This window comes from Desulfosporosinus sp. SYSU MS00001 (assembly GCF_049943955.1).
Taxonomy (GTDB): domain Bacteria; phylum Bacillota; class Desulfitobacteriia; order Desulfitobacteriales; family Desulfitobacteriaceae; genus Desulfosporosinus.
The window spans coordinates 105052-128400 of sequence record NZ_JBNFTW010000004.1 but is presented as its reverse complement, the minus strand read 5'-3'; the positions used below and the strand labels follow the sequence as shown (position 1 = coordinate 128400).

22 protein-coding genes, 4 tRNA genes and 1 riboswitch are annotated in these 23349 nt (G+C 42.2%); of the genes, 3 read left to right on the top strand and 23 right to left on the bottom strand.

What is annotated here, in order from left to right:
* The first annotated feature begins 75 nt into the window (after positions 1 to 75).
* Positions 76 to 1377 carry a magnesium transporter gene (locus tag ACPUYX_RS09305; RefSeq protein WP_426379396.1) on the top strand — a complete coding sequence of 434 codons (1302 nt, stop codon included), beginning with the start codon at positions 76 to 78 and terminating at the stop codon, positions 1375 to 1377.
* Complete coding sequence (locus ACPUYX_RS09300) at positions 1374 to 2639, top strand: NRAMP family divalent metal transporter (protein WP_088227209.1); 1266 nt, start codon at positions 1374 to 1376, stop codon at positions 2637 to 2639. The genes ACPUYX_RS09305 and ACPUYX_RS09300 overlap by 4 nt, the downstream gene beginning before the upstream one ends.
* A 169-nt stretch (positions 2640 to 2808) precedes the next feature.
* Here ACPUYX_RS09300 and ACPUYX_RS09295 read toward each other — a convergent pair whose 3' ends face one another.
* From ACPUYX_RS09295 to ACPUYX_RS09285, 3 genes are all read right to left on the bottom strand, one after another.
* Positions 2809 to 3009 carry an aspartyl-phosphate phosphatase Spo0E family protein gene (locus ACPUYX_RS09295; RefSeq protein WP_426379395.1) on the bottom strand — a complete coding sequence of 67 codons (201 nt, stop codon included), beginning with the start codon at positions 3007 to 3009 and terminating at the stop codon, positions 2809 to 2811.
* A gap of 83 nt (positions 3010 to 3092) precedes the next feature.
* Positions 3093 to 3542 carry a MarR family winged helix-turn-helix transcriptional regulator gene (locus ACPUYX_RS09290; RefSeq protein ID WP_426379394.1) on the bottom strand — a complete coding sequence of 150 codons (450 nt, stop codon included), beginning with the start codon at positions 3540 to 3542 and terminating at the stop codon, positions 3093 to 3095.
* Between the two features lie 103 nt (positions 3543 to 3645).
* Positions 3646 to 4662: a metallophosphoesterase family protein gene (locus tag ACPUYX_RS09285; protein ID WP_426379393.1), complete on the bottom strand. Its 1017-nt coding sequence runs from the start codon at positions 4660 to 4662 to the stop codon at positions 3646 to 3648.
* Between the two features lie 395 nt (positions 4663 to 5057).
* On the opposite strand from ACPUYX_RS09285, the gene ACPUYX_RS09280 reads away from it, so the two are divergent.
* Positions 5058 to 5132 (top strand) — tRNA-Gly (locus ACPUYX_RS09280).
* Positions 5133 to 5504: 372 nt separating this feature from the next.
* On the opposite strand, the gene ACPUYX_RS09275 is transcribed toward ACPUYX_RS09280, so the two are convergent.
* The 20 genes from ACPUYX_RS09275 to ACPUYX_RS09180 all read right to left on the bottom strand — a co-directional run bounded on the left by ACPUYX_RS09275 (position 5505) and on the right by ACPUYX_RS09180 (position 23339).
* Complete coding sequence (locus ACPUYX_RS09275) at positions 5505 to 5915, bottom strand: cell wall-binding repeat-containing protein (protein ID WP_426379392.1); 411 nt, start codon at positions 5913 to 5915, stop codon at positions 5505 to 5507.
* A gap of 369 nt (positions 5916 to 6284) precedes the next feature.
* Positions 6285 to 6360, bottom strand: a tRNA-Phe gene (locus tag ACPUYX_RS09270).
* A gap of 6 nt (positions 6361 to 6366) precedes the next feature.
* Positions 6367 to 6442, bottom strand: a tRNA-Glu gene (locus tag ACPUYX_RS09265).
* A gap of 106 nt (positions 6443 to 6548) precedes the next feature.
* Positions 6549 to 8315 (bottom strand): methyl-accepting chemotaxis protein, encoded by a 1767-nt coding sequence (locus ACPUYX_RS09260; RefSeq protein WP_426379391.1) that lies wholly within the window; start codon positions 8313 to 8315, stop codon positions 6549 to 6551.
* Between the two features lie 81 nt (positions 8316 to 8396).
* Positions 8397 to 8478, bottom strand: a riboswitch (cyclic di-GMP riboswitch).
* A 90-nt stretch (positions 8479 to 8568) separates the two neighbouring features.
* Positions 8569 to 8644 (bottom strand) — tRNA-Lys (locus ACPUYX_RS09255).
* Between the two features lie 72 nt (positions 8645 to 8716).
* The gene (locus ACPUYX_RS09250; protein ID WP_426379390.1) at positions 8717 to 10000 is read right to left on the bottom strand and encodes an adenylosuccinate synthase; all 1284 of its coding nucleotides are present in this window, start codon (positions 9998 to 10000) and stop codon (positions 8717 to 8719) included.
* A 64-nt stretch (positions 10001 to 10064) separates the two neighbouring features.
* Positions 10065 to 11360 (bottom strand): adenylosuccinate lyase, encoded by a 1296-nt coding sequence (gene purB / locus ACPUYX_RS09245; protein WP_426379389.1) that lies wholly within the window; start codon positions 11358 to 11360, stop codon positions 10065 to 10067.
* Positions 11361 to 11533: 173 nt separating this feature from the next.
* Positions 11534 to 12946: an NAD(P)/FAD-dependent oxidoreductase gene (locus tag ACPUYX_RS09240; RefSeq protein ID WP_426379388.1), complete on the bottom strand. Its 1413-nt coding sequence runs from the start codon at positions 12944 to 12946 to the stop codon at positions 11534 to 11536.
* 317 nt (positions 12947 to 13263) lie between these two features.
* Positions 13264 to 14598: a replicative DNA helicase gene (gene dnaB, locus ACPUYX_RS09235; protein ID WP_426379387.1), complete on the bottom strand. Its 1335-nt coding sequence runs from the start codon at positions 14596 to 14598 to the stop codon at positions 13264 to 13266.
* Between the two features lie 38 nt (positions 14599 to 14636).
* The gene (gene lonC / locus ACPUYX_RS09230) at positions 14637 to 16535 is read right to left on the bottom strand and encodes a Lon family ATP-dependent protease (RefSeq protein ID WP_426379386.1); all 1899 of its coding nucleotides are present in this window, start codon (positions 16533 to 16535) and stop codon (positions 14637 to 14639) included.
* Between the two features lie 96 nt (positions 16536 to 16631).
* Positions 16632 to 17078, bottom strand: a complete 447-nt coding sequence (gene rplI / locus ACPUYX_RS09225) for a 50S ribosomal protein L9 (protein WP_426379385.1) — start codon at positions 17076 to 17078, stop codon at positions 16632 to 16634.
* A gap of 12 nt (positions 17079 to 17090) precedes the next feature.
* Complete coding sequence (locus ACPUYX_RS09220; RefSeq protein ID WP_426379384.1) at positions 17091 to 18020, bottom strand: DUF2232 domain-containing protein; 930 nt, start codon at positions 18018 to 18020, stop codon at positions 17091 to 17093.
* Positions 18021 to 18042: 22 nt separating this feature from the next.
* Positions 18043 to 18345 (bottom strand): MazG-like family protein, encoded by a 303-nt coding sequence (locus ACPUYX_RS09215; RefSeq protein WP_426379608.1) that lies wholly within the window; start codon positions 18343 to 18345, stop codon positions 18043 to 18045.
* 145 nt (positions 18346 to 18490) lie between these two features.
* Positions 18491 to 18721, bottom strand: coding sequence for a 30S ribosomal protein S18 (gene rpsR / locus ACPUYX_RS09210; protein ID WP_014829502.1), 231 nt, complete (start codon positions 18719 to 18721; stop codon positions 18491 to 18493).
* A 19-nt stretch (positions 18722 to 18740) separates the two neighbouring features.
* Positions 18741 to 19145: a single-stranded DNA-binding protein gene (locus ACPUYX_RS09205; protein WP_426379383.1), complete on the bottom strand. Its 405-nt coding sequence runs from the start codon at positions 19143 to 19145 to the stop codon at positions 18741 to 18743.
* 18 nt (positions 19146 to 19163) lie between these two features.
* Entirely contained in the window at positions 19164 to 19451 is a 288-nt protein-coding gene (rpsF, locus tag ACPUYX_RS09200; protein ID WP_088227224.1) for a 30S ribosomal protein S6, read from the bottom strand.
* Positions 19452 to 19570: 119 nt separating this feature from the next.
* A complete protein-coding gene (gene ychF, locus ACPUYX_RS09195; RefSeq protein ID WP_426379382.1) occupies positions 19571 to 20671 on the bottom strand; it encodes a redox-regulated ATPase YchF in 1101 nt (366 codons plus the stop codon).
* 2 nt (positions 20672 to 20673) lie between these two features.
* Positions 20674 to 20880: a DUF951 domain-containing protein gene (locus ACPUYX_RS09190; protein WP_088227226.1), complete on the bottom strand. Its 207-nt coding sequence runs from the start codon at positions 20878 to 20880 to the stop codon at positions 20674 to 20676.
* Positions 20881 to 20969: 89 nt separating this feature from the next.
* On the bottom strand, positions 20970 to 21845 hold the full coding sequence (locus tag ACPUYX_RS09185) for a mechanosensitive ion channel family protein (protein WP_426379381.1): 876 nt from the start codon (positions 21843 to 21845) through the stop codon (positions 20970 to 20972).
* 120 nt (positions 21846 to 21965) lie between these two features.
* Positions 21966 to 23339, bottom strand: coding sequence for an aminopeptidase (locus tag ACPUYX_RS09180; RefSeq protein ID WP_426379380.1), 1374 nt, complete (start codon positions 23337 to 23339; stop codon positions 21966 to 21968).
* Positions 23340 to 23349: the final 10 nt, after the last annotated feature.

The window sequence follows — 23349 nt, the reverse complement described above, 5'->3', positions numbered from 1 at the left end:
TTATTATTTTCTTAATCCTCAAGGGAGTCTTTTTGCCATAAGTGCCAGACTCCGGCATTAGAAGGAGGGAAGTCAATGAACGATTTTAAAGTATTAGGTGAGTTTTACTTCAGCCAGTTATCCAATAAACCGATTTGGGATGTTCAAGGACGCCGCATTGGCCGATTATACGATCTTGCTATGCGTTGGGATAACCTCTCACCTTTGGTTACAGGCATACGTTATGCCAAAAAAATCCCCGCCCTTATCCCTATCGAATGGGTCGAATCCTGGAACAATGAGGGCCTTCGTTTAAATGCCTCTTTTGATCCTCAACGGACCTGCCCCTTACATGATGATGAAACCTTTATTGGAAAGTGGTTATTAGATAAACAAATTATTGACCTGGAAGGCTCAAGAATTGTACGTGTCAATGATATCTCATTATCTTGGGTGTCTCGCGACAACCACAAATTTATTGTCTTAGTTGCCGTCGATATTGGAGTACGAGGTTTATTCCGCCGTTTAGGTGTTGAATTTTTACTAAATCGACTTGAGAATAACTTTGTCGGCTGCCAATATATCAAACCTCTGGAGAATCGAACGTCTTCTCTCCAGCTGACTCGAGAAAAAGAACAACTTCGTCAGCTCCACCCTGCAGACATCGCCGACCTTATTGAGGAAATGGATTACAAGCAAAGAGCAACCTTTCTTGAAGCTCTTGATTCTCAGCAAACTATCGATGCCTTATCTGAAATGGAATTAGATACCCAAGTCGAAATGATTTCTCAGATGGACGAAGAACGTGCCTCGGATATCCTGGAGGAAATGCCTGCCGATGAGGCCGCAGATATCTTAAGCGTCTTGTCCACCGAGAAATCAGAAGAGCTTCTTCGTCTCATGGAATCAGATGATGCCGAAGATGTTCGTGAATTAATGCAATATCAAGAAGATACTGCCGGCTCACTCATGACTACCGAATACATCGGCTTACCCGTATGGCTCACGGCCGATCAAGCCATTAATGAATTAAGGCGCCTTGCTCCTGAAGCGGAAACGATTTACTATCTGTATGTTGTTGACGAACAGGAAACCCTTGAAGGCGTACTTTCTCTCCGGGAGCTTATCATTGCAGCTCCCGATACCCCACTCAGCGAACTTATGCACAAAAAATTTGTTAAAATATCCCCCTATGATGATCATGAAAAAGTTGCGGAAACTATCCATAAATATGGTCTTCTCGCTGTACCTGTTGTCAATGATCGTGATCAAGTTTTAGGGATTATCACCGTCGATGACGTTCTGGAATTATTAATGCCTGATCGTCCGCGTGCTGAAATTCACTCTACCCTAATTGCACGCCGGCGGCTGCTGGCGAAAGGGGGACATAGTGAATGAACCGCAGAGAACGACTTGGACTATTTCTTGCTGTAATGGGGCCAGGGATCGTGACAGCTTTTGCTGATAATGATGCCGGCGGAATCGCAACCTATGCTGCGGCGGGAGCTAAATACGGTTACTCACTTATCTTTACGATGCTCATAAGTACGGTTCTCTTAGCAATTGCTCAAGAAATATCTGCACGAACGGGTGCCGTGACCGGACGCGGTCTCTCCGATTTAATTCGTGAACACTACGGGGTAAAATGGGCTTTCTTTGCTATGAGTGTTCTCCTGATCGCCAACCTTGGCACGACCGCTTCGGAATTTTCCGGTATTGCTACAAGCTTTGAAATCTTTGGCGTCAGTAAATACATCTCCGTACCTTTAATGGGCGCCATAATTTGGTGGCTGGTTATTAAAACAGATTACGGAAAAATTGAGAAACTTTTTTTAATCCTTTGTTTAACATTTTTTAGTTATTTTATTTCTGGGATTATGGTTAACCCTCCCTGGCATCGGGTTTTAATTGAATCAATTACTCCTAATTTTTCTGGAACCCCGGCTTATTTGATGATGGCAATAGGAGTTATCGGCACCACTATAACTCCTTGGGGACAATTTTATGTCCAGGCTTCCGTCGTAGACAAAGGTATTACTGCCAGGGATTATCATTATACCCGCTGGGATGTCTTAATAGGATCCTTCTTTACCGGGTTTATCGCTTTCTTCATAATTGTAGCTACAGCTGCAACGCTTTTTGTCAACAAAATCCCGATTGAAACAGCTAAAGATGTGGCCCTGGCCTTAAAACCTTTGGCTGGAGAATATGCGACGTTTTTGTTCGGTTTTGGTCTGCTCGGAGCTTCAATGCTTGCCGCCTTTGTCCTTCCTCTAAGCACAGCTTATGCCGTTTGCGAAGCCTTTGGCTTTGAACACGGAATTAGCAAATCCTACAAAGAGGCTCCTATGTTTTTCGGCCTTTATACCGTTCTCATCGTCCTGGGAGCTGCCATAGTCTTATGGCCAAACCTTTCTCTCTATCACGTTATGCTGACGACTCAGGTTGTCAACGGGGTACTTTTACCTCCTATTCTTATCTTTATGGTTCTCATTGCCAGCAAAAAAAGCCTTATGGGTGATTTCGCCAATACTAAATTTTTTAACATCATTTCTTGGGCATTCACCATTATCTTAATCATTCTTACCCTTCTTTTGCTTGTTTCAACTATTTTCCCTAATTTCGTTACTATGCTATTCGGAATGATCGGCATGAGTTAGTTTTAGGAAACCGAAATAACAGTAAGGGTCAGTGTTACTGGAACGAGTTCAGTACACTGACCCTTTTGTTTAATTCCCCAAAATAAAAATTACCCCCTATGAAACTGTTAATCATTTGAGGTAAGACTAAAATCTAAAACTATATCCTGGCTTTGCGTTAACTGTCCGCTTATGAAGCTAAACTGCCTAATTCTTTCATTAAATAATACTCATTGAGCAGCCTATCCAAACATTGACTCATATTCACAATTTCCGGATCCGTTAGGCTCTTACTTTCAGCGGAATCATTTAGCTTTCTCCGAGCATCTTCAATTAAGGACATCAAGGCATCCATTTTGACAATCGCACCTCTTTTTCTCAATAAAACCATAAAAAAAACAACCGTCTTCCTAGGCAATCCCTTTACTGGTATATTTTAGTATATTGTGTTTAAAAAAGCAAGCGCAATTATTATTATCCTCGATTTTTGAGATAGCTCAATGCTGCCGATAGGATACGGATTAACTCCTTACTGTCATGCTCTCCAAGATAATTCGTTAAACCCTTTAAAAAATCAAAATGTTCTATTCTCATTGCCTGAACTATTTCTTTACCCTTTTCCGTAGCTCTTATCAGCACAACACGCCGATCTGTAGGATCAGCAAGGCGTTCCAAGTATCCTCGTTCTTCTAAGGTATTGATAATGTGAGTAACGCCGGCGGGTGTTATTTGCAGTTGGACACTTAAGTCTGAAACTTTAATTCCTTTGGAATCACGTTCTGTACACTGAATTATAGTATGAAGCAATGTAAATTCGCTGGGTCTTATAGCATGTGAAGATTTGATTTGCCCACCAAACCTCCTAAATTGGGCCATAGTCCGCTCTAATTCCTCCACAATAGCTTCATTTTTATCAAGTTTCACCTTTTACCACCTAATCTCAACGATCTCATTAGTTAGTAAATTATCTAATATGAGTTTATATTTGTCAAGGAAATGCAGTTCTCTGTCCCAAAGGTTATTCTTATCAAACGATTTTATGAGAGTTTGTATTTTCAGAGACAGTAATCTCTGCCCCCTCTATCCAATCAGGCTTTAAAAATTCCCTGCCTTTGATAACCACCTTTTCAGCATATACCTCTACAACAAAGCCCGGAGCTGATTTGTAAATATGCCGCCTGTTTTGGTCAATCGGATAAGCCAGGGATGAACTGTTGACAATTGCATAATTTGCTTCACTGACCATAGTATTGTAATCAATTTTATAATGAGTATGCCCATTAAATAGAATCACCTCTGGATGTCGCGCTAAAATATCGTTTAGCCTTTGCCACTGAAGGACATAACCGCGCTGAAATCCTCCCAATGCTGCATATGGAATTGGTTGATGAAGAAAGACAAATACAGGTTTATTAGATGTTTGATCAAGCTTAAGTGTGTTCTCAAGCCAATCAAGCTGTGCATCTGATAAATAAGCTGAATCCATGTACCTTCTATCACTCATACGTGATCTTTCAGTCCCTAAAAAAATAAAATGATAGTCTTTGATCCAAGTATCTCCATAAACTTTGTCTCTCTTGGCAAACGTTAGAAACCGATTAATAGCCTGATCATCAGTTTCTTCATTAGGAAATGTTCTCGGTGACCAGTATCCATTTCGATAAAAACTTCCGTAAAATTCATGATTGCCAATCGTCCAAAAGATTGGATAATTAATTTCCAGTCTATGCCTGTAAAGTTCGTTACTCAGCAGCCGATAATCCCAAGGTACACCATCGCCCAGGTCACCAACGACAACCATTGCATCTGGTTTGGAATTAAAATTATCCTCAAGTAAGGCAGAGAAATGATTTATGGCGTTCAAACGGCCAATGTGTATATCACTGACGACAACAAACAATAATTTTGCGTTTTGATTATCCGTCCATTCTTCCGTACGTAATGATTTTGAAATTGCTGCTTTCGGCAGCATTACATTCCAAGATAGTAATGTCCCAACTCCCAACCCCGCCAAACATTTCAAGAAATCCCTTCTTGTCGCCATAGTTTTTGCTCCTAACTTTCCTACTATTCTGTTAATTATGGCTAAACTTTAAGTGAAGTGCTTGGTAATGATCTCATAAAATTTGCTATTATTGTCCATAGTATCACAAATATCGACATGATTCTATGCCCTTTTTTTGTTAATCCCTCAATTATAATTTATGCAAAGGCATCCCGTTGTGAGTCATCAACTGTTAATTCATGCCTTAATTAAAATAAAACTGCAAGTTCCAAAGAACCTGCAGCATAATTAAACCTTTCAAACTATTAACTTACAAAGATAAATGCGACAGTATATGTTTTTCTATAATGATGAGTTGACATATTTGATCATAACGCTTATAATTTCCTTTGTCAGGTAAACTGGTATATTGTTTGAACTAGAAAGGTGATTACGCGGACGTGGCTCAGCGGTAGAGCATTGGCTTCCCAAGCCGAGGATCGCGAGTTCGAATCTCGTCGTCCGCTCCATATGAAGTTACAGGGGGCTAGGATTTCCAAAAAAGAAATCCTAGCCCCCTTTTCGTGTAGACCGAGGCTTGTAACCATCCTTTAAAGCAAAGCAATTAAAAGATCAATGCAAATACTTCGATTATAAAAAATTAAAATGATTTTCTTCGTTTAAAATTGCTCGAGATCTATTGCTGTAAACAATAAAGAACTACGAATATATCGGACATTTTAATGAATTTCCTGTGCGGGGAGACTTATCATTAAGTGCCGAATTATTAATTTTCTCTCAACTTAATAGTAATAATTTTTACTCTTAAGATGCTGAAAATAGTTCTGTACCCCTATTCTAGTTACAATAGGATGATTTTATTTTACAGAATCGTAAGAAGGCTATTCGTTGCCAGTAATTTTTACAGTTAATGTTACAATCCCATTATATCCATCTGCGGTGCCGATGAAAGTATATCTTCCAACTTTACTTGTATTGATCGAAGAGGGATGCCAATTAACTTTAACAATGCAGTTGGGAACTCCATTATATTGCTTGGCGGGAACCGATGATGGCAACGAATATTCGGCATCTTGGTTGATTGTTGTATCAATCAGGCATTTGCTGGCCAAGGGCGCTGCAGATAAAGCATCAGGATAATTTTCTCCGTAAGCTATAACAGCATAATCAGACTGTTTCCAGCCATTAATTGCTATGACTGCAGCAGTATTATACCTGTCGATACCTGCTAGCCTGGTAGTAATTGGTGTAGTACTCGCAAAAGCTGGTACAGTAAAATAAAGAACAAGCATAAAGATAAAAGCAAAACTAAAAAAGATCTTTCTTCTAAGGCAAAGTTATTCACCTCATTTTGTTAATTTTAACTTTTATTTCACATAAAGGAATCAATTTCCTTCCTTCTAACCCCTTATTCTAAAAACCCCCCATCTTTACCTAATCAATTGTTACGTATCCTATTCATATTGATGACTGAAGCTTGAGCACGAAAGTTAATAAAATACTTACAGCTTTTTTTATTTATGTTATAAATCCTGCTTTAATCAGAGAAATCACAATTTAGAACGAGCAATAAAAAAGAGCCCTAATACTCTCTGAAGGAAAGTTTTAGGACTCTTATTTAGTGATGTAATAAGATTATTTTTGTAACTTGAACTTTTGAATGGTGCCTCAGGACGGAATCGAACCGCCGACACGAGGATTTTCAGTCCTCTGCTCTACCGACTGAGCTACCGAGGCATTTAATGGTGACCCGTACGGGATTCGAACCCGTGTAGCCGCCGTGAAAGGGCGATGTCTTAGACCGCTTGACCAACGGGCCTTTTCTCGTGTGAGTGGTCCTTTGCTTAGAAGCCCAAAAACCTCGCTCACAGATATGAATTTTACAGGAAAGCTCGCCAGGTGTCAAGTACTCTTATAAAAGGATGTTAAACATTAAACTTATTTAAAGCTGCTTGCAATTCTTCAGCCATAGTAGACAGCACTTTACTGGAGGAGGCGATTTCCTGAACCGAAGCGGTTTGTTCCTCTGTGGCTGCAGATACCGTCTGGGTCTGATCTGTAATGCTCCGGCTTGTCTCGAAGACCTCTGAGACCGAAGCGACTATTCGTTCGTTACCCAAGGCCATTTGTTGTATCTCTTCTGAAATTTCTTCGACTTGTTTCGTAACGTCTTCAATTAAAGACGATATCTGGCTAAAGGCTGTTCCTGCAGTTTCAGCGACCTCAGTGCCGAGTTTCACCTGATGTGTTCCTTCATTTATCGATAAGACGGCCTTCTGGGTATCCTGCTGTATTTCGTGGATTAATGAAGCGATCTGTTGTGAAGCCACTTGGGATTGTTCAGCCAGTTTTCGAACTTCATCAGCGACTACAGCAAAACCCCTTCCCTGATCCCCGGCACGAGCTGCCTCAATCGCGGCATTCAGAGCAAGCAGATTCGTTTGTTCAGCAATCCCTGATATAGTATCAACGATTTGCCCGATTTCTTTTGACCGTTCCCCTAATGTCATAACAACTTCTGCCGAACCGGTTACAGTTTGATCAATGGTCGCCATTTGTTGAATTGTTTTATCAATGGCCGCGCTTCCTTCTGAAGCAGAAAGGGCCGTTTTTTCAGAAGACTGTACGACAACCTTAGCGTTTTCCACCATTTGCTGAATCCCCGCTGACATCTCCTCAACAATAGCAGATGATTCATTCATAGCATTCAGCTGTTTTTCGGCCCCCTTAGAAACCTCCATGATGGCTGAAGCCACTTGGCTGGATGCTTGGGCGGATTGTTCAGCTCCTGCACTAAGTTCTTCTGAGGAAGAAGCTACCTGAGCAGCAGAGGAGGATACTTGTTGAACCAATTGCCTGAGGTTATCCGCCATTATATTAAATGCTTTACCCAGTTGGCCTAGTTCATCTTTAGAACTGTCATTAAGTTTTTTAACATTTAAATTTCCATTGGCAATTTCACCGGCAGTATTCGCTACTTCACCGATCTGTTTGGAAAGTTTATTACTCATAATTGTCCCCAACACTAAAGCAACTCCAAATGCTAAGATCAGAGACAAAACGGTATAGATGACGCTTAATTGCCCGGCTTTCATAACCTGTTGCTGTTTAATCGCAACGAGTTTATCCATGTCATCGACCCAGTTGCCTGTGCCTATAACCCAGTTATAGGGCTTAAACAGCAAAGTGTAGCTTCTTTTCGGGAGGAGCTCAGTCTGATTTGGTTTAGCGAAGGTATAGTCTGTATACCCCCCGCCAGATTTAATCCCATTGTTAATAAAATCTTGAACGAAATATTTACCCCTACTGTCCTTAGAATTAAAGCGTGATTTACCTTCATCCGTTCTGCCAAGCAGAACAACGTTTATCCCTTCTGTTGTATCTATCCAAAAATAATTAGTTTGGTCAAAACGCAGATTTCTGACTAAATCAGCAGCCATAGTTTTGGCTTGCTCAGGAGTCAATTCCCCTTTTTGTTGTTTATTATAGATATCTTGAACTAAACTATAAGCAGTTTGAACTTCAAGCTTAATTTGCCTATCGAATTGTTCGTACAATGTTGTGCGATATTGAGCTATATTAGCTTGTTCCGATGTAATGACGCTGTAAATATTATAGCCTCCGAGAATACAACCCATAATTAATGCGGTAATCAATAAGAGCAGTAAAATCCGATATTTAATTTTTTTCAATCTTGACACCCTTCCCTTACGAAATTAATTGATCTACTTAAAACAAAATCGCCGTCCGCAAGGGACAGCGACTGAGTCCTATTTGGTAACTCGGCCATCATCCTCATATGGAAGACCCGTAGCTTTGCGTCCCCAGTTCTCACTGGGTTTGCCTTTTTCAAACCCTCTATGTTTCAATATGTAAATCCAGGTTTCACTAAAATTCAGCTAACCTGCCTTTCCGCTCAAACCCCCATGGGTTTCCAAAGAAGGATGGTGAGCCATCCGCGACTCGAACGCGGGACACCCTGATTAAAAGTCAGGTGCTCTACCGACTGAGCTAATGGCTCTTACCGGTCTAAATCTTACAGGAAAGTTGCAAATGTGTCAAGATTCAATTTTTTGCAACAAACTTTTATTATTTAAAAAATTGATCCCCGTACAATAGTTTGTTCCCGGCCTGGGCCAACCGCAATTAGCGTTGCAGTAACACCTGTCAATTCTTCAATCCGCTTAATGTATTGCTGAGCGGCCTGAGGCAGCTCCTCAAAGCGACGCACATGGGTCAGATCTTCCTGCCATCCCGGTAGTTCCTCATACACAGGTTTACAACGTTTAAAGATCTTCTGACTTTGAGGTAATTCGTAGATAACTTCATCATTGACCCGATAACCGACACAAATTTTTACTGTTTTTAATCCTGTAAGGACATCAAGTTTTGTGACTGCAAAATCTGAAATCCCGCTGACACGTGCTGCATAGCGAGCAATCAAAGCATCAAACCAGCCACAGCGACGAGGGCGGCCGGTTGTCGTTCCGAATTCGTGTCCATTGGCCCGCATTTCTTCACCTACATCATCGAGAAGTTCTGTAGGGAAGGGGCCTTCCCCAACACGTGTGGTATAGGCTTTAACAACCCCAACAACATGATCAATACGCGTAGGTCCAACGCCTGCACCGACACAGGCTCCCCCGGCAATCGGATTGGAGGAAGTTACAAAGGGATACGTGCCATGATCTATGTCCAGTAAAGTACCTTGAGCACCTTCAAAAAGCACTTTTTCCCCACTTCTTAGGCATTCGTCTATGGCTAATGAACTATCTGTAACCATCGGGCGAAGCTGCTCAGCATATCCTAAGTAAGTGTCATAGATATCTTCAAATTTCATGGCTTCTTTACCATAAACTTTGACAAAAAGGTTATTCTTCTCTTCTAAATTTCGACGCAGTTTCTCAGCAAACTCTTCTTTGTCGAGTAGATCGATAACACGAATTCCAACTCGTGAGGCCTTATCCATATAAGCAGGACCAATACCCCGTTTCGTTGTTCCAATTTTATGGTCCCCACGAGCCTCTTCTTCCAAACCGTCTAATACCAGGTGATAAGGCATAATTACGTGGGCATTGCTGCTAATTAGCAGCTTCCCGGTTTTAATTCCTCGCTTTTCCAGATAACTAAGTTCTTCCAATAAAACTTTAGGATCAATGACTACGCCATTGCCAATGACACAAGTCTTATCCTGGTAGAGAATTCCGGAGGGGATAAGGTGCAGCTTAAATTCCTCTCCATCAGCGACAACGGTGTGTCCCGCATTATTACCGCCTTGATATCTAACGACCATATTCGCCTTTTCCGCAAGGAAATCCGTAATCTTACCTTTCCCTTCGTCTCCCCATTGAGATCCAATTAATATAACTCCAGCCATCAATAATTCCCCCCGTCTTTCAATCTAACATCCCTTTAAACTAAAGTTCCCAGTTCAAAACATTCTACTCTAAACCCAACCGTTTGAAAATATCATCAACATGTTGGAGATGATAGCTTAAATCAAAAAGACTTTGCAAGTCCTTTTCCGTTAAATAATTGCCTATACGCGTATCTTGAGAAACAACCTCGATAAAATCTTTTCCTTGATCCCAAGCTTGAAAAGCATCCTGCTGAACCCAAGCGTAAGCTTCTTCCCGCATACATCCATGTTCCACTAATGCCAGGAGAACGCGTTGTGATGACGTTAAGCCATAGGTTTTCTGCAGATTTCGCTTCATTTGTTCTTCGTGAATTTTCAAGCCGGAGATAATGCGGGTCATTTGCCTGAGCATATGGTCCAAGAGCAGGCAACTATCCGGCAAAATTACTCGTTCCACCGAACTATGGCTCATATCCCTTTCATGCCAGAGAGCTATGTTCTCCATCGCCGCTAAGGCATTGCCTCTCAAAAGTCTTGCCATGCCGCTCACCTGTTCGCAGACAATAGGATTGCGCTTATGCGGCATTGCTGATGATCCTTTCTGCCCCTCAGCAAAAGGCTCCTCCACTTCAAGGATATCCGTTCGCTGCAAATTTCGAATTTCCGTTGCCATCTTTTCCAAAGAACCGCCAATTAAGGCAAGGGTAGTCATAAAATGAGCATGTCGATCCCGCTGTAATATCTGGTTACTAACTAAAGCTCTCGTTAGCCCTAAATGCTTGCACACTGCATCCTCGACTTCAGGCGAAACATTTGCGTAAGTTCCGACTGCCCCGGATATTTTGCCCGCGCTTACCGAGGATATTGCTTGATCCAGGCGTTCCTCCTGACGATCCAGTTCAGCAACCCATAACGCGAGTTTTAAACCAAACGTCAAAGGTTCGGCGTGAATCCCATGGGTCCTTCCCACCATGACCGTATATTTGCTTTCCAAAGCTCTTTTAGCCAGAGCATCTCTTAGCCCCTGAAGATCCTTCTTGAGCAGCTTCCCTGAATCTCGCAGGACCAGACTTAAGGCAGTATCCTTCACATCTGATGAGGTTAACCCGAGGTGCAAGTATTTTCCTGATTCTCCGATTTCCTCGACAACGGCTTGTAAAAAGGCAATAAGATCGTGCCTGACTATGGCTTCGATTTCTAAAACTCGCTGAGAATTCACCTTCGCCGAACGTCTGATATCTTCCATCGCCTTAAGAGGGATTTCTCCCCGTTCGGTCATAACTTCGGCAACTGCAAGTTCTACTTCCAGCCAGCGCTCATATTCGTAACCGTCTCTCCAGAGTTTTCCCATTTCGGGGTGTGTGTATCGATCCAGCAAATCCTCTGCGCCCCCAATCCATTACTCTTCGTTGGTTTACTAAACTACCGAGTAATAGGTTTTCTTTCCTATGATAAGTTAGGCAGGTATGCCTATTCTTATGAGTTCCGATTACTCAGTGAAACTACAGATGGGTTAACCCCATCTGTAGTCTTAATCCTATAACTATCGTTTTATTCTTTAGATACAATATCCCGTGCTACAACTATTCCCGTCGCGGAAGCCTGCATTAATCCACGCGTAATTCCCGCTCCATCTCCAATCGTATATAAATGAGGAATTGCCGTTTCAAAATTATTTTTTACCTTTACCTTTGAAGAATAAAACTTGACCTCAACTCCATAGAGCAAGGTGTTCTTGGAATACATTCCCGGAGCAATCTTATCGAAGGCCTTTAGTGTTTCTGTTAACGACGTCAAGTAACGCTCAGGAAACACATAGCTCAGATCTCCTGGTACTGCGGACACCAGTGTAGGGACTGTCGTCGACTTGCGAAGACGACTTTCTGTTGTCCTTCTCCCTTGCAGAAGATCGCCTAAGCGTTGAACCATAACACCCCCGCCGGTTAACATATTGGCTAATCTGGCAATATACCGACCATATTCGATTGGCTGGTTAAAGGGTTCCGTAAAATGAGTGGAAACTAATAAGGCAAAATTGGTGTTCTTGGTCTTTTTAGCCGCATCAGCATAACTATGACCGTTTACAACAGCAATTCCCCCGTCATAGTGTTCTTCAGATACCACTCCTCCGGGATTGACACAAAAGCTCCGGGTTTTAAGATCATAGGTGTCTGAATAATAAACGAGCTTAGCTTCATATAGTTCTTTGGTTAAATGATCCAGAACCGAATTAGGAACTTCTACACGAACTCCGATATCGACTTCATTATTTTCAGTCACGACTCCTAATCGAACCGTTTGTGCTGCAAGCCAATTTGCTCCCCCACGGCCGGGAGCTACAACAACATATCTTGCCCTTACTTCATCAAGCTCAGCTTGATCACGACGCTGTATGATTGCTCCTTGGGCTCCGGCAGGATCAGCCAGGATATCCTTAACTTCGGCGAGTTCCCAGAAGGCAGTATTGGTCTCAGTCATTAAATGTTGATACATGCCATTTAGAACTTCATAGGCTAACTCAGTTCCTAAATGACGTACAGGACAATGGATTAACTGAATATTATGGCGGGATGCATCATACTGAATCTCCTCAACCCGACGAGTATCCAGACCATAGACAGTCTCCTGTGCCCCAAATTGTCGGTAAATCGAGTCTGCGTAGTCTATAAGGGCCTGTGCTTGATCGTCCTTCATATATTCCGTCAGACGGCCGCCTACAGCAGGACTTAGGGACAATTTCCCATCGCTGAACGCTCCGGCCCCGGACCATCCTCTCGTGATGGCACAAGGGTTACACCCTGCACAAACACCTGTCGTTCGGGCTGGACATTTTCTTTTTTCTATCGTTCGTCCGCTATCGACAATCAGAATTTTCAGGTTTTTATTATGCTTAGATAGCTCTAACGCCGTAAATATTCCAGCAGGCCCTGCTCCGATAATTAGGACATCAACTTCATGTTTCAAGGTATCCCCTCCGAGAGAGATTTACGTTTGCTGAAGAAGAAACTTCTTATCGCAAACACTCTCATCTTAACAATCCTCCTTCCCATTGTCAATGGAATTGCCGAACATTCATCAAGAATACACGATTAACATTCGATAAGATATGACAGCTATTCCCAAGTACAAGCTGAACATCGTGAGATTCCACTTGCAAAAGTGGAAGTCTCACGATTAGATGAATTCTTTGCCTAACGTCTATCTGAACAGAGCCAATCTCAAACGGTAGTTAGAGTAAAAAAAGTCCCTGTCCATTCCCTAAAATGAACAGGGTGCGAAAATCATTGTATCTGATGTTGACGATCAAGATTTACGAATTTCGTAAATTCTTTGAGAAAACCTAGTTCTACTGTTCCAACGGGACCATTACGATGTTTTGCTATAATTAGCTCGGCAATCCCTTTTTTTTCTGATTCCTGATTATAGTATTCATCTCTATAAATGAAGGAAATAACATCGGCATCGGCTTCAATAGCACCTGATTCCAATAAGTCTGACATAAGCGGGCGTTTGTCTTGACGTTGTTCTACTCCCCGATTCAGCTGAGATAAGGCAATTACCGGCACTTTTAGTTCTCGGGCAAGCCCTTTGAGAGATCTTGAGATCTGAGCGACCTCTTGTTGACGGCTTTCGGCCTTTTTTCCCACAGTTAACAATTGTAAGTAATCAATAATGATCATACTTAAATCATGTTCTGTTTTTAAGCGACGGGCCTTTGAACGTAATTCCGCTAAAGAAATCCCAACGGTATCATCAATAAAAATAGGTGCCTCGGACAAAGGCCCCACAGCCCTTGTCAGTTTTGGCCAATCCGCATCTAATAATTCACCGGTTCTGACTCGCTGCTGATCAACCATTGCCTCTCCGCAGAGCATTCGTTGTACTAATTGTTCTTTGGACATTTCCAAACTAAAAATAGCCACCGGAACGTTGGCCCTGACGGCTGCGTTTTGAGCCATATTTAAAACTAAAGCCGTTTTTCCCATGGATGGGCGGGCGGCGATAATCACAAGATCAGACGGCTGCCATCCTGAGGTCATGCGATCTAATTCCGTAAAAAAAGTTGGTACCCCAGTTAAATTACCTTTATTAGCATAAAGATATTCAATTTTTTCGAACGTATCTAAGAGAATATCGCGAATAATACTAAAACCGTCTTTAACCCGTCGGCGTGAAAGATCAAGAATTAGCTTTTCGGCATCTTCGAGAAGTGTTTTGGCTTCTTCTCCAGGTTCATAGCCGCGTTCATAAATACTGCTAGTTACTTGAATAAGCTGACGTAAAAGCGCTTTTTCACTTACAATTTTAGAATAGTAATCTACGTTTGCCGCTGAAGGCACTGAACGAGCAATTTCAGAAATTGTAGCAATCCCGCCAACCTGCTCTATACGGCCCTGTTGGCGCAGAATCTCTGCCACACTGACAAGGTCAATAGGATCCCCTTTTTCAAAAAGTTCCCGAATGGCTGAGAAAATTAAGCGATGATTATCTCGATAAAAATCTTCGGCCTGAAGAAATTCAAAAATAGAACTGGCAGACTCAGGTTCAAGCATCATTGCTCCTAAGACTGCCTGTTCAGCTTCCAAGTTCTGAGGTGGAACTTTTATTAGTTCCATATCTGCTTCTCCTCCCAGTCACTCACAGTCATTAGTACTTAAAAGACATGCTTTATGGCTTCTTCAATCGTACTAACCCCTACAACTTCAATCCCGCGCAAGCTCTGAGGAACATCAACCATATTTTCCAGAGGAATGACGACTTTTTGAAGATTTGCCTGCTTAGCGCCAAAAATCTTTTCGTAAATACCGCCAACAGGTTTAACATTGCCTTGTATGGAAATTTCCCCGGTTACAGCAACATCCTGACGTATGGGTTGTTGTTTTAAGGCACTGTATATTGCTAATGTTGTGGCCAATCCCGCTGAAGGCCCGTCAATATTGGCTCCTCCTACAACATTAACATGAACATCAAAATTGTGAAGGTTTTCTCCAGTTAGTTCACGGATTACTGAGGTTGCATTAAAGAAAGCATCTCTTGCCATACTTCCAGCAGTTTCATTAAAGCGTACAGTCCCTTTGTCACCCTGAGTTTTAAAGGTTATCGCTTCAATCTCTAAAACTGATCCTAAAAAGCCGGCAACTCCGAGCCCTAAAATTCGACCGATTTCAACATCGGTTCGGACTTTCCCAAAGCCGTAGGGAGTAAGCCTGGCCGAACGTAAGACTTCCTGAACATCCGCACAAGTAATCTTAACAACGTCCCCCTCTGAACTTCGAAACCTTGCTAAGCCGTAAGCATCCATAAGAATACTTGTCGCTTTTCTTCCCTCGATAACATATTCGCTAATGATCTCAGGGACATTGTCTTCGAGGACAACATCCAGTTTCTGAGAGGCTTGCCGGACAATATGCTGAACATCTTTAGGCTCCAGAGGAACGAAGAAAACTTCAGAACAACGAGAACGCAATGCAGGATTTAGTTCCCTGGGATCACGCGTGGTTGCTCCTATGAGAACGAAATCCGCCGGCGCCCCCTCATCAAAAAGTTTTTTAATCCATTGAGGTACCGAAGGATCACTGGGATCATAATAGGAAGAATCAAAGGTAACACGCTTATCTTCAAGTACCTTAAGTAATTTATTTAAAAGCAGAGAATCCATTTCTCCTATTTCATCAATAAAAAGAATGCCCCCATGAGCATCACTCACCAAACCCATTTTGGGTTCCGGTATTCCTGTGTCCGCCAAATCGCGTTTTGAACCCTGATAGATCGGATCATGGACCGATCCCATAAGAGGATTTGTTACATCCCTAGGGTCCCAACGCAACGTTGTTCCATCAACTTCAATAAATGGAGCTTCTTTAGCAAAGGGAGAATTGGAGTGATTCTTAACTGTTTCCAGGGCAACGCGGGCAGCAGAGGTCTTACCAACTCCCGGAGGGCCATAAATTAAAATATGCTGAGGGTAAGGTGTTGCCAGCTTGGCCAAAAGGGCTTGAACGGCACTTTCTTGACCAATAATTTCCTCGATGGTCTGGGGACGAAGTACCTCTGCCGCCGAACGGTTAAGAGAAATCGTATTCATCTTTTCGATGATTGCCAATTTTTTAAGGGTTTGGGCATTTTCAGGGCCGGCGGTTTCCTGAAGAACTTGGATCTTAATTTCTTTTACATAATCTTCATGACGTTCTTGAATCTTTTCCGTGACAATCCGTTCTAGGCGATCTTCAATTGAACGCCTGGCAATTAGTTCTGCAATTTTATCTTCGATATCCTCTAATTGCTTAGGAATCTCCTCTTTATTCGGAAGTTTATAATCAGTTGGATCATCCATCACAATTTTTCGCAGGCCTGCGACTCGTTCAATTAGATTATGCGAACGCATCAAGGCTAAGGCCTCTAATTTACTAGCCTTAAGCACTAATTTATCTGTTCCATAATAATTTGAGATTAGACTATAAAGAGCCTCAACTTCTCGGCCCCATTCTTCCTCATCAAGCAACCGATCTCCAAAATTCGTATGATTCAGCCATTTTGTCAAAATCCCTTTCATTAGGGGTCCCCTTTCACGAGATCAAACTTCGCCAATAATAACTATTGGCTCTTTATTATGCTGCAATGCCGGAAGTACTATTTTGCTATACCAAACTTAAATTGCGGAAACATAGACACGAAGTTTGGCTGTCACATCAGGATGAACCTTTACCGAAATTTCGTAAGTTCCTAAAGCTTTGATAGGTTCTTTTACTTCGAGTTTGCGCTTATCGACTTCAATACCATGTTGTTTTTTCAAACCTTCGGCAATCTCTTTGCTGGTTACAGAGCCAAATATTCGTCCGCCCTCACCAGTCCTGATCTTAACATCAACCTGGAGATCATTGAGTTTATTTCCTAAAACAATAGCATCCTCTTTTTCTTTAGCTTTTCGACGGTCTTCTGCAGCTTTCTTATGAGAAATATCCTGAATATTTCCTGTAGTTGCCTCTACGGCTAACTTTTTAGGGAACAGAAAGTTCCGAGCATATCCGTCAGCTACTTCACAAACCTGTCCTTTTTTACCTGTTCCTTTAACATCTGCTTGAAGAATAACCTTCATTTGAATTCCCCCTTATGATTCCTCGGGTAGACGGCGAAAGTTGAAAACTAAATCAAAAAGCCCAAACAATATAATGCTGGAAACACTAAAAAAGAAATAAACAAGACTTGCCACAATCAAAATCCATTTAAGAAATCGCGGTATTTTAGGCGATTGAAGCAAATATGAATAAACAGCAATACCAAGAATTAACGTTACAGCTCCGTATATGACCATTAAATTTATTCCCAATGCACGAAGAGTCATCCAGGAATACTGATCCCCTAAAAGATAAAACGCTATACCCAGAACAGCCCCCCAGACCGCATACCAGGGCAGCCGCCAATGGGTGAATGGTATACGTTCTTTCGGGTTTAGCCAGCGTTTAAAAAAGTAAAAGGCAAAAGCGTACTCAAGCAAAGCGCTCAAAGCAACAAAACCTGGGAGAATCAAAAGATAAAACTGAATACCCTCTTGCATTAACTGACGCAGCTGCATTTCTGTAATCCCCTGCTGCTGCATCACAGCCAACAAGCCGGAAGCCTGATATTGTTGAACCATGGAATTAATTATTTCCGTTACGGACTTAGGATCAATTCCTTGTCCGGCAAACAAAAGAGCGGGTATCACGCCTAAAATCGAAGCCAATGCGGCACTCCAAAAAAATGTTACCCGAACCGGCCATCTTTGCCAGCCAAAGACTCCGAGTAATCCCGCCAAGGGAACAAAACTTACTTGACTCAGAGCAGGTAATCCGATGCTAACCAATGGGACAATAAAACCAATCAAGGTGAGAGCCGAGGCAATCAGCAACCCTTTGCGCAATCCAACTAAAAATACAGCTAACAGTATGAGTACAGTCCAAAAAAAACCCCACGTACCCCATACAACTCCCAGCAAAGGAAAGGATAAGAGAATGGCACCAGCTACATAGCTAATAGCCACTTCATCGCGTAAATACATATCCTCTGATTCTCCTATTAACTTAGTCCTCAGGTGCAAGGTAACTTAAAAGTAAACTTAAATCTCCCCACTGCTTTTCAAGATTCATTTCGTCCTCATTTTTAATATCTTCAAGACGTTGTAAAAGCACACGGTCCAGACGAGAAAAATCAAAACCTAACCTTCTGGCCATTAGATAGCTCATTCCTACCAAATCTGCCAGACCTTGAAGCATCTCAGTTTCAGATCCACTTAGCGTCCCGTGTTGAATTTGCCACTGGGCCTGAATTAAACCTACTTTGAGTTCATCGATAGCCCGTAAGCCCTTTACAACATCCACTTCCATATTTTCCAGGACCGCTCCCTCCTCAAGCTGGATTTCTTCAACATACAATTCGTGATAACTTCGTTAATTTCCTTCCCAGTTTCCCTATGAAAATACTCCCAAGGATACCTATTAAAATCAAAAAGGGAGCTCTCGCTCCCTTTTTCTACTCTACACTATACGGTAACAAGGCAATACTACGAGCACGTTTAATGGCCAAAGTTACTTGGCGCTGATGCATAGCGCAGTTCCCTGAAATTCGGCGGGGTAAAATTTTACCGCGTTCCGTAATATACTTACGAAGTTTATGTGTTTCTTTGTAATCCATCGATTCTACTTTATCAACACAAAAACTGCACACCCGTTTCCGAGGGCGTCGTCCACGTTCACGTTTCATACTAATCTCCCTTCCTTATTTAGAATGGGATGTCATCATCCAAATTCACTTCATGTCCAAAGGAACGAGTTCCGGTCTGAGCATTAGGATCCTGCCCTCCACTGTCTTTGGGACTTAGGAGGTGAACACTTTCTGCTATAACTTCCGTCACCCATCGTTTTTGTCCATCTTGAGCTGTATAGGAACGAACTTGAATTCTTCCGTCGACGGCAGCCATTTTTCCTTTAGACAAATAATTCGCAGTAAATTCTGCAAGCTGCCGATAAACAACGCAAGGTATAAAATCCGTATCTCGTTCTCCCTGAGCATTTTTAAAATTGCGATCAATTGCCAATGTAAAATTGGTTACAGCAACTCCTGTTGGAGTATAACGCAATTCGGGGTCTTTAGTTAAACGGCCAATCAAAACGACCCGATTCAACATGATTGCCCCACCGCCCTCTTAATCATCTTTTTTAACGGTTAAAAAGCGAATGACATCATCGGAAATTTTCATATTTCTCTCAATTTCCTGGGATGTTTTCCCTTCGGCTTCAAAGTTCATGAGGACATATTGGCCTTCTTTGTAATCCTTGATTTCATAAGCCAAACGACGTTTACCCCACTTATCAACCGTTACATTTTGCCCGCCATTGTTTGAAGCGAGTCCACTTATACGGTCAACAAGGGCATTCGTAGCTTCCTCATCCATATCTGGCCGGATAATATAAAGTATTTCGTACGCTTTCATATTTGCACCTCCCCTCGGACTAAAACGGCCCCGTAAACGGAGCAGGGATATTTTTACTACCAGATAAGAATTATAACATTTTGTCCGCTCAAAAGCAACTATTATCGACTTAAAAATGCTTAAACATTAAAGCGGAAATGTACAATATCACCATTACGCATTACATAATCTTTTCCTTCGAGCCGAACTAAACCTTTATCTCTGGCACCGTTCAAACCATTATTTTCAACAAAGTCCTCATAGGACACCACTTCAGCTCGGATAAAGCCCCGCTCAAAATCTGTGTGAATTACTCCAGCCGCCTGGGGCGCTTTTGTCCCTTGATAAATTGTCCACGCTTTTACTTCCATGGGACCTGCCGTGAAAAATGTCATAAGTCCGAGTAGATGAAATGAAACTCTAATTAGTTGATCAAGTCCCGATTCCTTTAAGCCTAAATCCTGAAGAAAAACTTCTTTTTCGTCCGCCTCAAGTTCTGCAATTTCAGCTTCAATCTGAGCACAGACGACGACAACTTCTGCCCCTTCCGCGGCAGCAATTTCTCGAACTTGCTGAACATATGGATTATCTGCTGTATTGTCCAGGCCATCTTCTCGTACATTGGCAACATAAAGGACCGGCTTTAAGGTCAGCAGCGAAAGCCCTTTAATAATTTCCTGCTCTTCATCTGAAAAAGTCAGTGTGCGCGCCCCTTTACCCTGATTGAACACATCTTTCAGCCGATTCAAAAGCTCAACTTCAACCTGCGCTTTTTTATCGCCCATTTTCAGAAGTTTGCTCGAACGTTCGGAACGTCTCTCAATACTTTCCATATCGGCAAGAATCAATTCAAGATCTATGGTTTCAATATCCCGTTTGGGATCAATCGACCCTTCAACATGAACAACATTCGAATCTTCAAAACAGCGCACAACATGTACAATAGCGTCCACTTCGCGGATATGCGAAAGAAATTTGTTTCCTAACCCTTCACCTTTGCTTGCCCCTTTAACCAACCCTGCAATATCGACAAACTCAACAGTCGCCGGCACTATTTTTTTAGGATGAACCATTTCGGCAAGTTTATGCAGGCGAGAATCCGGTACCTCTACCATACCTACATTCGGATCAATCGTACAAAAAGGATAGTTGGCCGCCTCCGCGCCAGCTTGGGTAATTGCATTGAATAACGTTGATTTGCCGACATTCGGCAAACCGACGATTCCAGCATGTAATGTCATGATTACACTCCTTTTTCATTTTCCTCAGTACTCTGAAGAATCTCCTTAATATTGCGCTCAAGCTTTATTCGTGAAATCCATGCTTGATGTTGACATCCCAAACACTGGATCCGAAAATCCATACCGGTTCTCATGATTTTCCAGTCCAGACTCCCGCAGGGGTGCGGTTTTCTTAGCCGTACAATATCCCCTACATTTAATTGAACCATGTTTGTGACTTCCTCCTAATAAACTATTCAGTTTTTTATCAAATCGTAAGGCTCCCACTTCTACAATGGAGTGGTTCCCATACCTTGATTCACTCTCGAACTGAACCTTTCGTAGGGTCTGTAATAATAACACTTTGAAAGCGAGGTGTTCGTATTCCTTCTTTTAAAAATGCGCTGTGAATTCTGCGCCGTAATTCTCTCTCTAATCCCCACTGTTCATCAGGCTTTGTAAAAGCAATCACTCTAAGAACTACATTTCGTTCTCCGAATTGAGTTATCCCTTGGACAGTAGGTGCCTCAATGATTTTTTCGCCGAATTCGGCGGTTACTTCCTCGCAGACTGCTCGCATCACATCCATTGCCTTTTCAAGATCTTCTTCATAAGGTATCTGAATCTCAACATTTGCTAACATTTTTCCTCTGCTAAAGTTAGTAACCGCTGTTATACTCCCGTTTGGTATAATATGCAATTCCCCGCCCCAGGCCCTTAGGTGAGTTGTCCGAACGCCGGTCTCTTCAACCGTCCCCATGAACTCACCTATTTTCACATAATCTCCTACTGAAAATTGGTTTTCAAAAAGTATAAAAAAGCCGCTGATCATATCTTTGACCAGGCTTTGCGATCCAAACCCCAGAGCAACACCTAAAACGCTTGCTGAAGCCAATAACGTCCCAGTAGGAAAGTGAAAAAGAATCTGAAGTATTTGCAAACCAACCAAGAATGTCATCAAATAAAAGGACATGCTGCGCAAGAGGGAGAACAAGGTATTCGCTTTCCGATCCTCTAACAGTATCTTGCCTTTGCGCTCAACTAACATCCGCCTTAAAAAGAAAATTAACAAACCATAGGCCAGGCGAGCGAGAATTAAAAGCATTACAATATACAACAAGCTGTTTAGTACAAAGGATTCCAGATTGTGCCAATTTAAGCCGGTAATATTATGGGGTAGCCATGAGACATTCATCTTAATTCGTCCTTTTTCTACTGCCTTCTTCTTTTTTAGTTAAACTCGCTTAAGCACAATATTAAGCAACTCAGGCCAGTTACAAACTAAATTGATGTTTGCGCTAAAACCGGCAGTAAGCTATTTAGATGCCAAAAAAGCCCGATATCCTCGCATTAACATAATGAAATCAGCAACTGACGAAACTTCCCAAGGAGCATGCATGCTTAAGAGCCCAACGCCGCAATCTAAAACCTCCATACCGTATACCGCCATAAACTGAGCAATAGTTCCGCCGCCTCCTTGGTCAACTTTACCTAGCTCAGCGATTTGCCAGGAAATCTTATTCTCGTTAAAAATGCGGCGTACTTCGGCTACAAATTCAGGATTAGCATCATTGGACTCTGCCTTTCCTCTGGCTCCGGTATACTTGCAAATAACGATGCCTCGTCCAAGGAAAGCGGCATTTCGTTTATCCATAACCTCAGCAAAATTAGGGTCATATGCAGCGGCGACATCTGCCGAGAGTGCCTTACTATTTGCTAAAGATCGTCTTACAAAAAGGCCATTATAACTCCCTGTTTGTAACGCGATGAGTTCTGCAATAAAATTTTCCAAGTAAAGTGCTTTCATTCCCGTATTAGATGAGCTGCCGATTTCCTCTTTATCAGCAAAAAGAACAACTGTGGTCCATTCAGGAACTTCTATGGCTTCAATTGCCTTCCAGGCGGCAAAGGAACAAATTCGGTCATCCTGCCCATAACCAGCGATAAAACTCTTATCTAATCCTGCCCAGCGAGCCTTTCCTGCCGGAACAATCTCTAGTTCAGCGCTGGCAAAGTCTTCCTCATTCATTCCGTATTTTTCCTTAAGAATATCGAGAATCGCACCTTTAACCCGCTCTTCTCCTTTACTTTCAGCGGGTTTGTGCCCCAACAAAAGATTCAGGCCTTCCCCTGGGATGGCTTCACGCAATTTTTTATCATATTGATCCTTCGCTAAGTGCGGCAATAAATCATTGATTGTAAATATAGGATCTTCCTCGTCTTCTCCAATGACAACGTCAACTTTCCTGCCATTTTCCAGGATAACCACACCATGAAGAGCGAGAGGCAGTGCTGTCCATTGGTATTTTTTTATGCCACCATAATAGTGAGTTTTAAAAAATGCAAATCCCTCTTCTTCATATAAAGGGCGCGGTTTTAGATCAAGACGAGGTGCATCAATATGAGCGGCAATTAAACGGAATCCCTCGTTTAAGGGACGTTTACCGGCAATAGCTAAAATACCCGCTTTATCACGGATTCCTAGGCGAACTTTTTCACCGCTTGAGAATGTTTTCGCCTCAGACAGAAGATTAAATTCAGCCTCGGCAGCATATCGTTCAATTATTCTCCAAGATTCTCTTTCTGTTTTCCCCTCACTGAGGAATGTTAAGTAATCGTTTACATTCTGCCCTTCCTTATCCGACAGTGATATGTCGTCCCAAGCTAACATTTTCTTTTGATTACTCACAAGAAATCTC

What these genes read in the sequence shown, in the direction of transcription:
- rpsR (WP_014829502.1), bottom strand. Translation starts at nt 18,721, where the DNA reads ATGAAACGTGAACGTGGACGACGCCCTCGGAAACGGGTGTGCAGTTTT.
- rplI (WP_426379385.1), bottom strand. Translation starts at nt 17,078, where the DNA reads ATGAAGGTTATTCTTCAAGCAGATGTTAAAGGAACAGGTAAAAAAGGA.
- ACPUYX_RS09300 (WP_088227209.1), top strand. Translation starts at nt 1,374, where the DNA reads ATGAACCGCAGAGAACGACTTGGACTATTTCTTGCTGTAATGGGGCCA.
- dnaB (WP_426379387.1), bottom strand. Translation starts at nt 14,598, where the DNA reads ATGGAACTAATAAAAGTTCCACCTCAGAACTTGGAAGCTGAACAGGCA.
- ACPUYX_RS09220 (WP_426379384.1), bottom strand. Translation starts at nt 18,020, where the DNA reads ATGTATTTACGCGATGAAGTGGCTATTAGCTATGTAGCTGGTGCCATT.
- ACPUYX_RS09185 (WP_426379381.1), bottom strand. Translation starts at nt 21,845, where the DNA reads ATGAATGTCTCATGGCTACCCCATAATATTACCGGCTTAAATTGGCAC.
- ACPUYX_RS09205 (WP_426379383.1), bottom strand. Translation starts at nt 19,145, where the DNA reads ATGTTGAATCGGGTCGTTTTGATTGGCCGTTTAACTAAAGACCCCGAA.
- ACPUYX_RS09275 (WP_426379392.1), bottom strand. Translation starts at nt 5,915, where the DNA reads ATGCTTGTTCTTTATTTTACTGTACCAGCTTTTGCGAGTACTACACCA.
- ACPUYX_RS09250 (WP_426379390.1), bottom strand. Translation starts at nt 10,000, where the DNA reads ATGGCTGGAGTTATATTAATTGGATCTCAATGGGGAGACGAAGGGAAA.
- ACPUYX_RS09295 (WP_426379395.1), bottom strand. Translation starts at nt 3,009, where the DNA reads ATGGTTTTATTGAGAAAAAGAGGTGCGATTGTCAAAATGGATGCCTTG.
- ACPUYX_RS09305 (WP_426379396.1), top strand. Translation starts at nt 76, where the DNA reads ATGAACGATTTTAAAGTATTAGGTGAGTTTTACTTCAGCCAGTTATCC.
- ACPUYX_RS09215 (WP_426379608.1), bottom strand. Translation starts at nt 18,345, where the DNA reads ATGGAAGTGGATGTTGTAAAGGGCTTACGGGCTATCGATGAACTCAAA.
- ACPUYX_RS09190 (WP_088227226.1), bottom strand. Translation starts at nt 20,880, where the DNA reads ATGGTTCAATTAAATGTAGGGGATATTGTACGGCTAAGAAAACCGCAC.
- lonC (WP_426379386.1), bottom strand. Translation starts at nt 16,535, where the DNA reads ATGAAAGGGATTTTGACAAAATGGCTGAATCATACGAATTTTGGAGAT.
- ACPUYX_RS09285 (WP_426379393.1), bottom strand. Translation starts at nt 4,662, where the DNA reads ATGGCGACAAGAAGGGATTTCTTGAAATGTTTGGCGGGGTTGGGAGTT.
- rpsF (WP_088227224.1), bottom strand. Translation starts at nt 19,451, where the DNA reads ATGAAAGCGTACGAAATACTTTATATTATCCGGCCAGATATGGATGAG.
- ychF (WP_426379382.1), bottom strand. Translation starts at nt 20,671, where the DNA reads ATGACATTACATGCTGGAATCGTCGGTTTGCCGAATGTCGGCAAATCA.